The organism is Nocardia sp. NPDC005998 (assembly GCF_040614395.1).
Classification (GTDB): Bacteria; Actinomycetota; Actinomycetes; order Mycobacteriales; family Mycobacteriaceae; genus Nocardia.
The window spans coordinates 232214-243893 of the sequence record NZ_JBEXUI010000007.1; the positions used below are offsets into that span (position 1 = coordinate 232214).

Annotated in this window: 13 protein-coding genes; 9 read left to right on the forward strand and 4 right to left on the reverse strand. The window is 64.6% G+C overall.

The annotated features are described in order from the left end of the window. Positions 1–40 precede the first annotated feature (40 nt). From ABZ293_RS13660 to rraA, 4 genes are all read left to right on the forward strand, one after another. Positions 41–499 (forward strand): SRPBCC family protein, encoded by a 459-nt coding sequence (locus ABZ293_RS13660; protein ID WP_355180337.1) that lies wholly within the window; start codon positions 41–43, stop codon positions 497–499. Positions 500–585: 86 nt separating this feature from the next. Continuing rightward, positions 586–966 (forward strand): DUF5313 family protein, encoded by a 381-nt coding sequence (locus tag ABZ293_RS13665; protein WP_355180339.1) that lies wholly within the window; start codon positions 586–588, stop codon positions 964–966. Between the two features lie 99 nt (positions 967–1065). Then, positions 1066–1455 (forward strand): DUF5313 family protein, encoded by a 390-nt coding sequence (locus tag ABZ293_RS13670; RefSeq protein ID WP_355180341.1) that lies wholly within the window; start codon positions 1066–1068, stop codon positions 1453–1455. A 103-nt stretch (positions 1456–1558) separates the two neighbouring features. Then, the gene (gene rraA / locus ABZ293_RS13675) at positions 1559–2047 is read left to right on the forward strand and encodes a ribonuclease E activity regulator RraA (protein ID WP_355180343.1); all 489 of its coding nucleotides are present in this window, start codon (positions 1559–1561) and stop codon (positions 2045–2047) included. A gap of 1 nt (position 2048) precedes the next feature. Here rraA and ABZ293_RS13680 read toward each other — a convergent pair whose 3' ends face one another. Continuing rightward, complete coding sequence (locus ABZ293_RS13680) at positions 2049–2270, reverse strand: RNA-binding S4 domain-containing protein (protein ID WP_354958631.1); 222 nt, start codon at positions 2268–2270, stop codon at positions 2049–2051. A gap of 141 nt (positions 2271–2411) precedes the next feature. Between ABZ293_RS13680 and lysX the strand changes: the two genes are divergently transcribed. Both lysX and ABZ293_RS13690 read left to right on the forward strand, forming a co-directional pair. Beyond that, on the forward strand, positions 2412–5735 hold the full coding sequence (lysX, locus tag ABZ293_RS13685; RefSeq protein ID WP_355180345.1) for a bifunctional lysylphosphatidylglycerol synthetase/lysine--tRNA ligase LysX: 3324 nt from the start codon (positions 2412–2414) through the stop codon (positions 5733–5735). A gap of 139 nt (positions 5736–5874) precedes the next feature. After that, the gene (locus ABZ293_RS13690; RefSeq protein WP_354958629.1) at positions 5875–6108 is read left to right on the forward strand and encodes a hypothetical protein; all 234 of its coding nucleotides are present in this window, start codon (positions 5875–5877) and stop codon (positions 6106–6108) included. Between the two features lie 67 nt (positions 6109–6175). Here the strand turns inward: ABZ293_RS13690 and ABZ293_RS13695 are convergent, their stop codons facing one another. Further along, positions 6176–7696, reverse strand: a complete 1521-nt coding sequence (locus tag ABZ293_RS13695; RefSeq protein ID WP_355180347.1) for an MFS transporter — start codon at positions 7694–7696, stop codon at positions 6176–6178. A 108-nt stretch (positions 7697–7804) separates the two neighbouring features. On the opposite strand from ABZ293_RS13695, the gene ABZ293_RS13700 reads away from it, so the two are divergent. Beyond that, positions 7805–8512 carry a helix-turn-helix domain-containing protein gene (locus tag ABZ293_RS13700; RefSeq protein ID WP_355180349.1) on the forward strand — a complete coding sequence of 236 codons (708 nt, stop codon included), beginning with the start codon at positions 7805–7807 and terminating at the stop codon, positions 8510–8512. A 27-nt stretch (positions 8513–8539) separates the two neighbouring features. On the opposite strand, the gene ABZ293_RS13705 is transcribed toward ABZ293_RS13700, so the two are convergent. Further along, on the reverse strand, positions 8540–9118 hold the full coding sequence (locus ABZ293_RS13705) for a Uma2 family endonuclease (protein ID WP_355180351.1): 579 nt from the start codon (positions 9116–9118) through the stop codon (positions 8540–8542). Positions 9119–9260: 142 nt separating this feature from the next. Here ABZ293_RS13705 and ABZ293_RS13710 point away from each other — a divergent pair, with 142 nt between their 5' ends. Both ABZ293_RS13710 and ABZ293_RS13715 read left to right on the forward strand, forming a co-directional pair. Next, positions 9261–9878, forward strand: coding sequence for a histidine phosphatase family protein (locus tag ABZ293_RS13710; protein WP_355180353.1), 618 nt, complete (start codon positions 9261–9263; stop codon positions 9876–9878). 159 nt (positions 9879–10037) lie between these two features. After that, entirely contained in the window at positions 10038–10367 is a 330-nt protein-coding gene (locus ABZ293_RS13715; protein WP_355180355.1) for a hypothetical protein, read from the forward strand. Positions 10368–10453: 86 nt separating this feature from the next. Here the strand turns inward: ABZ293_RS13715 and ABZ293_RS13720 are convergent, their stop codons facing one another. After that, on the reverse strand, positions 10454–11353 hold the full coding sequence (locus tag ABZ293_RS13720) for a cutinase family protein (RefSeq protein WP_355180357.1): 900 nt from the start codon (positions 11351–11353) through the stop codon (positions 10454–10456). Positions 11354–11680 lie beyond the last annotated feature (327 nt).

Consider the following 11680-nt stretch of genomic DNA (forward strand, 5'->3'; position numbering starts at 1 on the left):
ACGTGCTGCCGCACAGATAGCAACCCGTTACAGTTGGGCCATGACCGAAGTGAAGATCGTCGAGGACTGTGTGGCGTCGGCCGAAACCGCATTCGCGTATGTCAACGACTACCGGAACCTGTCGCGTTTCATCACCGAGGTCCAGGACTTCAACCCGCGCACCGAGCAGGTGGAGGGCGTCGGCGCGACCTTCGACGGCATCATCAAACTCGGTCCCGCCTCGCTGGATTCGCGGCTCGAGGTGGTGCGCTGGGAGGAGAATTTCGCTATCGCGGTGAAGTCGATCAAGGGCTTCGAGATCGAGTCGACCTTCCTGTTCCACGACAAGGGCCCCGATCTGTGCACCGTCGACGCGATCGTCGACTATCGGGTGCCCGGCGGTATCGCCGGAAAGATACTCGGCAAGACCATCGAGCCATTCGTGAAAATCGCGGTCAAGCACTCCACGCACAACCTGACCACCCAGATCGCCGAATTCCACACCAGCAGGCAGGGCTGACCGACCGCGCTAAGCATTTGCCGGGGGTCGAGACGGCGGGTGGGCGAACTTGTCCGGGTGAACCCGGGCGGAGGATGCTTAGCACCATGGCGGAACGCACGACACCGACGCTGCCGCAGCGCGTCGGCTATATCTGCGGGCGCACGCTGCCGGAGTCGATGTCGGCGTGGGTGCTCGAGGATCTGACCGGAACAGGCGCGGCGCGGCGTTATCTGATGCGGTTCCTCATTCCGATGATTCCGGTACTGAGCCTATTTCTGCTGGTACCAGGGCCGCTGTGGATGGGCTTCGCGATGATGGCGCTGCTGTACCTGCCGCTGATCTATTTCACCGCGGCATTGATGTACGTCTATCGCAGGTCGCGTCTGGTCAAGCATGGCCTCGACCCGGCGCTGGCCGATTTCGCCTCGCGCAAGCGCGCGGAATCCGAGCGTCTGGCCTACGAACGCCGTCACGGTCGCGCCTGATTTCGCCCTTGCCGGATATTCGCCGAACCCGGTGGTCACTTTCGCTGACCTACCATCAATCTGTAGCGGTGGCACATAGCACAGGCATAGCCTTGGCATATGAACCGCCCCACATCTGGGCATATGAAACGCCCCACATTAGGCCAACGGATCGCCTACGATCTCGGCCGCGAGCTCCCCGAGGAGCTGCACGAGTGGGTCATCCACGACCTCGTCGGGCACGGGGCCATGGAACGCTATCTCGTCCGCTTCCTCGTACCGTTCATCCCGTTCTTCGCGCTGTGGTTGCTGTTCCCCGGCCCGATGGGGTTGAAGATCGGCATGATCATCATGATGATCGTGCCGCTGGTCGTGTTCACGGTGTCGCTGAGTTACGTCTGGCGTCGGTTCCGGCTGGCCCAACACGGCATCGATCAGGAGTGGATCAACCACAACAAGATGCGCGAAACCGAGCGGATCAAGTACCAGATGCATTACGGGCACCGCTAGCGGACTGTTTGCGGGACGCTCGAAAAGGTCAGCCAGCAGCCGCCCGGACAGACCGAATGGTCCGTTCGGAGTCGACTGCGGCCCGAACTCTAAGCTGACACCCGTGACCGAATCGCAGAACATCGTTGCCACCGCGGATCTCGCCGACGAGATCGGCCCGGAAATCCGCAGCTGCGACACGCAGTTCATCCAGTTCGGCGGGCGCGCAGCGTTCTCCGGGCGCATCACCACCATCAGCTGCTTCCAGGACAACCTGCTGGTCAAGCAAACGTTGAGTGAACCAGGCAATGGCGGCGTGCTCGTGGTGGACGGCGGCGCGAGCGTGCACACCGCGCTGGTCGGCGACATCATCGCCGGACGCGGGGTCGCAAACGGCTGGTCCGGTGTCATTGTCAATGGCGCGGTGCGCGATTCAGCGGTTCTGCGCACGCTCGATATCGGCATCAAGGCACTGGGCACCAACCCGCGCAAGAGCACCCAGATCGGCTCCGGCGACCGCGATATTCCGATCGAATTCGGCAGCGTCACTTTCATCCCCGGGGATATGCTCTATAGCGACCACGACGGCATCGTGGTCCGCGCCGAGGGTTGACCTAGATCGCCGCGACCCTGGCCTTGTGACCGGCGATGGCCACAATGTCGCCGACATGCAGCTGCCGTCCGCGACGTAGTTCCACCTCCTCGTTCACCCGGACCAGCCCCGCGGCTATCACGGTCTTGGCCTCCGATCCGGAATCGATCAGATTGGCCAGCTTGAGGAACTGGCCGAGTCGAATGACGTCGTCATCGATCGGCACATCGACTGCTTCGGACATGGAATACATCCTTACTCCGTGCGGGTGTCCAGCGAAACGCCAACCCCCGCCCCGACAAAGGACACGCATGAATGAAACGCCGATAACCGACATGCCCGGGTCTTCGAGCACCACTACTGCGGCACCGTACACACTGGTCCTGTGACAATCACGCACGCCGGGCAACGCATCGACACCGAACCGCCCTCGGGCAGACCGGCACCACCGGTTCCGCATCGCGGACATGGACGGCTGCGCGAGGTCCCGCATATCGCGGGTCTGATGCTCGGTGTGTTCGCCGTGCTCTGCTTCCTGTGGAGCCTCTCGCCCGGACTGCGCTATCTGACGCATGTGCCGCGTCGCTATATCGACCTGTACTACTTCGACGCACCGGACACCAGCCTGGTGTGGGCGCTGGTGGTCGGCCTACTCGCCGGGGCGACGGCCAGCCGCAAGCGGATCGCCTGGTGGTTGCTGCTCGGCTATATCGCGCTCTACGCCCTGGCGAACGTGTTGGAGTTCGCCGACGAGGGCAATACGAACTCGCTGGTGGCCGCGGTGGTGCAGATCGCCGCGATCGGCGTGCTGCTCGCGTCCTGGCGCGAGTTCTATACCAAGGTGCGCCGCGGTGCGGGCTGGAAGGCGCTCGGCGTGCTGGCCGGTGGCCTCGCGGTCGGCTGTCTGCTCGGCTGGGGTCTGGTCGAACTGTTCCCCGGCTCGCTGCCGCAGGGCGTGCAGCGGCCGCTGTGGTCGGTCTATCGGGTGACCGCCGCGGTGCTGGTGGACAACGAACACTTCGACGGCCACCCGCGTCCGTTCGTCAACTTCCTGCTCGGCCTCTTCGGCGCCATCGCGCTGTTGGCCGCGGTGGTCATCCTGCTGCGCTCGCAACGGGCGGGCAATGCGATGACCGGCACCGACGAATCGGCGATCCGCGGGCTGCTGGAGCGCTCCGATGTCGAGGATTCGCTGGGCTACTTCGCGACTCGGCGCGATAAGGCGGTGGTGTTCGCACCCAGCGGCAAGGCGGCGCTCACCTACCGTGTCGAACTCGGAGTCTGCCTTGCCAGCGGTGATCCGATCGGCATCCGCGAGGCTTGGCCGCAGGCGATCGACGCCTGGCTGCAGCTGGCCGACCAGTTCGGCTGGGCGCCCGCGGTGATGGGCGCGAGTGAACTCGGTGCGACGGCGTACCGGCGCGCCGGACTCTCGGCGCTGCGCCTCGGTGATGAGGCCATTCTCGACACCAGAACCTTCTCGCTGGCCGGTCCGGAGATGAAGCAGGTCCGTCAGGCCGGGAACCGATTGCGCAAGCACGGGATCACCGTTCGGATCCGCCGCCATCGCGATATCCCGGCCGAGGAATTCCGGCAGGTGATCGCGCGCGCGGATGCGTGGCGCGATACCGAAGCCGAGCGCGGCTTCTCAATGGCGTTGGGGCGGCTGGGCGATCCGCTGGACGGCGACTGCCTATTGGTGGAGGCGGTCAACCCTCAGGAGCGCGTCCTCGGCATGTTGTCGCTGGTCCCGTGGGGTCGCACGGGTGCCTCACTCGAGCTGATGCGCCGCGATCCGCACGGCCCCAATGGCGTGATGGAGCTGATGATCTCCCAGCTCGCGCTGACCTCCGAACAGCATGGCATCACCAAGGTTTCGCTGAACTTCGCAGTGTTCCGCTCGGTCTTCGAGGAGGGCGGACGCATCGGCGCGGGCCCGGTGCTGCGCCTGTGGCGCGGTGTGCTGCTGTTCTTTTCGCGCTGGTGGCAGCTGGAGGCGCTGTATCGGTCGAATGTGAAGTATCAGCCGCACTGGGTGCCCCGGTTCTTCCTGTTCGAGGAGCGCAGGCAACTACCCCGGGTCGCCATGGCCAGTGCGCTCGCCGAGGGCTTCCTGCCGCGTTTCGGCAAGGAACCCGAAACCATCACCCATACCGGTCTGCACAGCGCGGTGCCCGCGGGCATTGCCGGACTACACGCCGATGGCAGTCCGCCGGATCTGCCGGATACCGTTGGTGTGGAACAGCTGCCACGCCGCCCGGAGCAGGTGCGGGTGCGCATGGACAAGCTGGACCGGCTCGCGGCCGCGGGTGTCGACGCCTATCCGGTCGCCTATCCCCCGACGCATGCCGTTGCGGCGGCACGCCGTTCACCGCGCGGCACCACGGTCCGGGTCTGCGGTCGGCTCCTGCGCATCCGCGACTACGGCGGCGTGATCTTCGCGGTTCTGCGGGACTGGACCGACGATATCCAGCTGGTCATCGATCGCGATCGGGTCGGTGCCGAGCGCAGCGCCGAATTCGGCGAATTCTTCGATCTCGGTGACCTCATCGAGGTCAGCGGCCAGATCGGCCACAGTCGCCGCGGCGAACTCTCGCTGCTCGCCGCGGACTGGCGGATGATCGGCAAATGCCTGCACCCATTGCCGGACAAGTGGAAGGGCCTGTCCGATCCCGAGGCCAGGGTGCGTCAGCGCTACGTCGATATGGCGATCAATCCCGAGGTTCGCGAAGTGCTGACCAAACGCACCGCCGTGGTGCGCTCGCTGCGAGATTCGTTGAATACCTGGGGATATCTCGAGGTGGAGACCCCGATCCTGCAGAAGGTGCACGGCGGCGCCAACGCCACCCCGTTCCAGACCCATATCAACGCCTACGATCTGGATCTGTATCTGCGCATCGCACCCGAGCTGTACCTCAAGCGACTGTGTGTCGGCGGCATGGAGAAGGTCTTCGAGATCGGCCGCAACTTCCGCAACGAGGGTGTGGACTTCAGCCACAATCCGGAGTTCACCAGCCTCGAAGCCTATGAGGCGCATGCCGATTACGAGCGCATGATGCACCTGGCCCGCCAGCTCATTCAGAACGCCGCGCTGGCGGCCAATGGTGCGATGGTGGCACTGCGCCCCAATTCGGACGGATCCTTCGAGCAGGTGGATATCTCCGGCGAGTGGCCGGTGAAGACCTTGCACGGCGCGGTATCCGAGGTGCTCGGCACCGATATCACGGCGCAGACCACGCTCGAGGAGTTGCGCGAACTCTGCGATAAGGCACATGTGTCCTATCAGCACGGCTGGGACGCCGGACAGGTCGTGCTGGAAATGTACGAGCATCTGGTCGAATCCCAAACGCAGGAGCCGACCTTCTACATCGACTTCCCCACCTCGGTTTCCCCGCTGACCCGTGCGCACCGCAGCATCGCGGGCGTGACCGAGCGCTGGGATCTGGTTGCCTGGGGCGTCGAATTGGGTACGGCCTATAGCGAACTCACCGATCCGATCGAACAGCGGCGCAGGCTCACCGAACAATCGATGCTGGCGGCCAATGGCGATCCGGAGGCGATGGAGCTCGATGAGGACTTCCTGCAGGCGCTCGAACATGCGATGCCACCGACCGGCGGACTGGGCATGGGCGTGGACCGCATCGTCATGCTGATCACCGGCCGCAGCATTCGCGAGACGCTGCCGTTCCCATTGGTTAAGCCGCGCTGAGGATTTCATCGGTGCGGATCGCCAGCGCCGAGGATCTCACTATGAAAGATTGCAGCTTGGAAAAGTTTCCTTTGCCGTAATCGCCAGCTAACCTTGGTGATTCGGCCCCGGGAGGAGGCCGATACCTTCAACCATGGGGATGGATATGTACGTTGACCTGCTGACCAATACCGCTCTGCTGGACCCGCAGGTGTGGGCGAGCGCGGACACCTGGACCAACTCGGACACCATGGCCTCGGCGGTCGAGTTCGCCGCCAAGAAAAAGAAGAAGAGCAGCAGCGCGCTGATCATCGGCGGCATCTGCTGCCTGGTCGTCATCGGCCTGATCGTCGGCGGCATCTACCTGCTGACCCAGCGCAAGAAGCAGCAGTAGGCGAAACCATACGAAACGGCCCGGCTCGCATTCGCGAACCGGGCCGTTTCGGTATCTGCGGCCGACGCTAGACAGCGGTGCGTTCGGACGCGACCTCGGCCTCGAGCAGCAGTTCGTCGAGGTCGTCCTGCGGCCCGTGCGGCTGCGCCGGTACCGACTTCAGCACGACCACCGCCGTCACCAACGCGGCCACCACCAGTGCGGCGCCGATCCAGAACGCCAGATGGAATCCGCTGGTGAGCGCCTCATTCGGCACCACACCGTCCGTCAGCAGATGCTCGGTCCTGCTCGCCGACAGCGTGGCGAGCACCGCCAGGCCGAGCGCACCACCGACCTGCATGGTGGTATTGGCCAGACCCGAGGCCAGACCGGCCTCCCGAGGCTCGACACCCGACATCGCCAGGTTCATCAGCGACGGGAACGCCAGACCGGCCCCGGTGCCGAACAGCACCATCGGTCCGAAGATGTTGAGCCAGTAGTTTCCGTCCACCGGCGCCTGGGTCAGCCAGAGCAGCGCGATGAGGATCAGCGTCAGACCCGGAATCAGCACCTTGCGGGCACCGAAGCGCATCACCAGATGTTCGGAGTAGCGCACCGAGAGCAGACCCATGATCGCCGCGACCGGGAAGAAGGCCGTACCGAGTTGGATCGGCGAGTAGCCGAGGACCTGCTTCAAGTACAGCGAGCCCATGAAGAACATGCCGAACATGCCCGCAACGGTCAGCACCTGGATCACGTTGGCGCCGGACAGATTCCGCGAGCGGAAGATCTTCAGCGGCATCAGCGGGGTGGTCGCCGTCGCCTCCCTGGCGATGAATCCGGCTAGCAGTACCAGCGCGGCCGCACCGAGTCCCAGCGTCACCGGATCGGTCCAGCCGAATTCGGCCGCTGGCTTGACGATCGTGTAGACGCCGAGCATCAGCGCCGCCGTGATCAGCACCGCGCCGGGCACATCCGCGCCGTTCTTCAGTCCGGCGCCCTTGTCCTTGTCCAGGATCTTCAGCGCACCGAGGCCGACCGTAATGCCGATCGGCACATTGACCAGGAAGATCAGCCGCCAGTCCAGCGCGGTGAGGAAACCGCCGAGCAGCAGACCGATGGCACCACCGGCCGAGGCGACGAATGCGTAGCGGCCGATCGCCTTGGCCTGCTCCCGCGGATCCGGGAACATCGCGAAGATCATGCCGAGGATGACCGCCGAGGTCATGGCGCCGCCGATGCCCTGCAGGAATCGGGCCGCGATGAGGGTCACCTCGTTCACGGCCGCACCGCACAGCGCCGAGGCCAGGGTGAATACCACCAGGCCGGACAGGAACATGGTGCGGCGGCCGATCAGGTCACCGAGACGACCGGCCAGCATGAGCAGGCCGCCGAAGGAGATCAGATATCCGTTCACCACCCAGGCCAGACCCGAGGCGGTGAAGCCGAGATCGGTCTGGATGTCCGCGAGCGCGACATTCACGATCGTCGCGTCGAGCACGATCATCAACATGCCGCCACACAGCACGTAGAGGGCGAGCCAGCGCTTGCTGTCCGGACCGGAGTCGGCGTCCCCCGCCTGTCTATGTCGTTCTTTTGCTTCCGTCACCACATACGCCTTCCAGCCGAAGATCGTTACCGTGGCACGCTATCAGCGGCTAGTCCTAAAAGACAACTAATTAATTCAGTTGAAGTATCAGATGATATGATGTAACTCATGACTGTTGCCCCGGAGCATCGCGCGAAGCGCAGCTACCACGACGCCTGCGGTGCCGCCCGCGCACTCGACCTGGTCGGCGAGCGATGGACGCTACTGGTGGTGCGCGAACTACTCCTGGGCCCCAAGCGCTTCACCGATCTGCGCGCCGGACTGCCCGGCATCAGCCCCAATGTGCTCTCGCAGCGGCTCGAAGAACTCGTCCAGATCGGCGTCGTGCACAAGCGCAAGCTGCCACCACCGGTCAGCGCCGCCGTCTACGACCTCACCGATTGGGGTCGCGAACTCGATGAGGTAATCGTCGCGCTCAATCGCTGGGGCGCCCGCACCCCCAACATCTACAACTGCTCCGATATGTCGACCGATTCACTGGTGGTCACCCTGCGCACCTTCTTCCAACCCGAGCAGGCCGCGGGTGTACACGCCGACTACGACCTGTACTTCACCGGATCCGATTCCGGCACTGATGAATTCCACGCCGTGGTCTCGGACGGTGCTTTCACCATCAGCCGCGGCGCCACCGGCACCGGCACCACCGCCATCCACACCACCGTCCCGGCCTTCATCGCCATCACCTTCCACGGCCGCCCACTCGCCGATACCTTGACGACCGGCGAAACCAAGATCAGCGGCCCCCCGGACGCCCTGGCCAAATTCGTGAGCTTCTTCGAACTCCCGCCGGAGTGCAAGGGGACCCCGACGGCCTGACCACTGGGAACCGATCCGGAAAGGTGGTTACAGTCGATCGATGTCGGTGAGATCGACATCGATGTCGAACGGCACGCTCAGCCGCAATCGCTCGTGATGAATTCCAGTGAGCGTGTATGTCTTTGTGGCGGGGTCGAGTTCATAGACGTACACGACCGGTCGCCCGTCGACGTTCTCGACGCGCCAGAAGTGCGTGATGCCAGCCCGTGCATACAGCTGGGGTTTGCGTTCTCGGTCGCGGGTACGCGATTCGGCGGACACAACTTCCACTGCCAGAACGACATCATCGACCTGATAGGTCGTCAGTTCAAGGCCACCATCGCGATCGGCATGAACGACAACGATGTCCGGCTCCGGACGCTGATCGCGTCCCAGAGTGACTGTCATTTCCCGGCGAACCCGCAAATGTGCGGGCGCTAGGCGGCGGAGGGCGAATTCCAGCAATGTTATGACCAGCATGTGAATCTCCGCCTGCGGGCTCCGGAAGACAAGGCTCCCGTCGATCAACTCGCTATGCGGCGGCAGGTCGGTCAGACGGTCCAGATCCTCGGCGACAAAACCACCCGGCGGCGGGCGCAGCCACTGCGGAAACGGTTCGACGGTCACGGCTGTGAGTTTGTCATCAGTGCCGCCACAATGCGGCACTTCAGCCGTGGCAGGGTCGGTCGGTGTGCGCCTCGGTGAGCCACAGGGGCGCTGATTCCCCCGGGCTACAGGTGCGGGGCTTCAATACGGCAGAGTGGGCGGGGTGCAGTTGATTCTGGTTCGTCATGCTCAGCCGGTGCGGGTGTCGAATACGGTCGGGCCCGCAGATCCTGGGTTGGCGCCGGTGGGCGTCGAGCAGGCCGAGCGGGTGCCAGCGGCATTGAGTCAGCACCGGATCAGTCGGATAGTGAGCAGTCCGCAGCGGCGGGCGCGCGAGACGGCGGAGCCAACGGCGGCCAAGCTCGGGCTCGCGGTGGACGTGCACGACGACTTGGCGGAATACGATCGGGACCTGCCTGCCTACATTCCGATCGAGGACGCCAAGGTCGAATTCCAGGCAGTCTACGAACGGATCAAATCCGGGCATCTGCCCGAGCAGATCGACGGACCGGCGTTCATCACCCGGGTGCGCGACGCGGTCACCTCGATCGCCGCGCATACCGATCCCGCGGATACGGTGGCCGTCTTTGCACACGGCGGGGTGATCAATGTGATCCTGCAGGATGTGCTCGGCCTGGCCCGCCCGCTGACCTTCCCGATCGACTACTGCTCGATCACCCGAATCCTGTTCTCCCGCAGTGGCCGCCGCACCGCGGCCACCATCAATGAAAACGGTCACGTCTGGGATCTGTTGCCGCGCAACCTCTCACAGCAATCCTGACGGTTGTTCACAGACTCGGGTGTTCACAGCCGACTGCCAGGCACGTCGCATCCGAATCCCAGTCATGCGGCCTTGTATGGGACCGGTGAGCCGACGTAGCGACCACTGCCGGGTCGCTCGGACAACCAGCGACTCACAGTCCGAGGAAAGGAATCCGTTTTGCTTCCCAAGACATCGACCTCCTTCAGGCGTGGCTTCGCTCGCGTTGCGATCGCAGGCGCGCTGGCCGCGATTCCACTCAGTGCGCTCGCGGTCACCGCATCCGCGGCCACGGCCGATTCGTCCGTGCCAGCGGTTCAGGACGTATCGGACCAGATTCCGTTGCAGGGCACCGATATCGACGGTCCGCATCGAGGTGACTGGGACGGACCAGGCGATTGGGACGGCCGCGCTCACCACCACCATCACCGTGGCCCCGACGATCAGCACGATGGCCCGTGGCAGCCCTGGCAGCCGCCCGCCCTGCCATCGACCGGCTCGGCTGGCTGACCAGTCGCAGGTCGTCCGACAAAGCACAGGCCACCCCCTCCATTCGGAAGGGGTGGCCTGCGTTTTTGTCAACTACCGCCTGGAAATCAGGCCATGCCCGCAATCCAGTTGTGCATCCAGGAGATTGCGGTCTGCCCGCCGCCCACCGGGTAGCTGCCGTAGAGCGTATGCGCCTGCGACTTGTAGAACCGCTCCAGATCCTTGGCCCGCTGCTGGTTCGCGGAATCGGTCAGCTGCGACTGCAGCGCCGGGATGCCACCGCTCGACATCAGGTCGTTCATGATGGCGCCCGCCTCGAGCTGGTAGCGCCAGATGTTCGACGGGTTCGCCTCCGAGGACTGCGCGAGGAATCCGGCGAACCGGGTCACGAAATCGTCGGTGGCGGTGGCGCAGTAGAGATCGTCGACCGCGCAGATGGTGCGGGTGCGATCGCTGAGCCAGCCGAAGCCGCCGACCCGAGGGCCACCGGCGCCCGCGCCCTGCGCGATCGGACCGACCTGAATGTCGGTGGGCGAACGGCGCGGATCGGAGATCAGGCCGACGCCCGCGATCCGGTCCGCCGGAATGGGACTCAGGCCGGTGCCGATCTCGGCCGCGAGATCACCTGCAGCATCGGCACCCTGGCTGTAGCCGACCAGCGCGATCTTGGTGCCGCCGCAGCGCTGCGCCATCCCGGTCGCCAGATCGCGGGCCCGGTCGGTCGCTTCCTTCTTCGACGCGCCGTAAACATCGCCCTCCCAGGGGAATGCGGTCGCGGCGTAGGTCACGTAGTCGACATCCACCGACCCGGGCAGACCGTTGGTGACGCCAGCCAACATGCCGGGCTGCGGCGTCTTATCCTTTCCGGTCTCCCAGGTGCCGGGAACCGCCACCACATAGAGGCTCGGGCAGCCCGGGTCGGCCGTTACCGAACCGCTACCAAGGACCAGGCCGGATGCAACGGCCGCGCACGCACCGAGTGCCGCGGCAACTTTCTTCAACTGCATATTGCTCCAGTTCAAAAGCATTGCCCCGCATGGAGCAAGCCCCGACAATTGTTCGCCAACGTGCTGACCTCGGCAGATGTCGGTCCAGTGCACGTCGGGTGAACGCGATTCACCGACTGATATGACGTGCACGGTGCGACCACATCCCAAGATCACGCACCACGCCGATGATCACAATAAGGCAACGTCCCACCGCACGCCATTCGAACCCGCCGCCGTGTCCGATTCCCGTCACCGGCAACAAGACTCGGCGCATGCGAAAGGGCGCGGACGGCCTCGTCGTCCTGCCCGCGCACCGTCTGCCGGAGCTCGGCGAACTCGAATTCG

Excerpts from the sequence above, each read along its gene's own strand:
- ABZ293_RS13660 (WP_355180337.1), top strand. The coding sequence starts at position 41 with ATGACCGAAGTGAAGATCGTCGAGGACTGTGTGGCGTCGGCCGAAACC.
- ABZ293_RS13665 (WP_355180339.1), top strand. The coding sequence starts at position 586 with ATGGCGGAACGCACGACACCGACGCTGCCGCAGCGCGTCGGCTATATC.
- ABZ293_RS13670 (WP_355180341.1), top strand. The coding sequence starts at position 1,066 with ATGAACCGCCCCACATCTGGGCATATGAAACGCCCCACATTAGGCCAA.
- ABZ293_RS13680 (WP_354958631.1), bottom strand. The coding sequence starts at position 2,270 with ATGTCCGAAGCAGTCGATGTGCCGATCGATGACGACGTCATTCGACTC.
- ABZ293_RS13690 (WP_354958629.1), top strand. The coding sequence starts at position 5,875 with ATGGATATGTACGTTGACCTGCTGACCAATACCGCTCTGCTGGACCCG.
- ABZ293_RS13700 (WP_355180349.1), top strand. The coding sequence starts at position 7,805 with ATGACTGTTGCCCCGGAGCATCGCGCGAAGCGCAGCTACCACGACGCC.
- ABZ293_RS13720 (WP_355180357.1), bottom strand. The coding sequence starts at position 11,353 with ATGCAGTTGAAGAAAGTTGCCGCGGCACTCGGTGCGTGCGCGGCCGTT.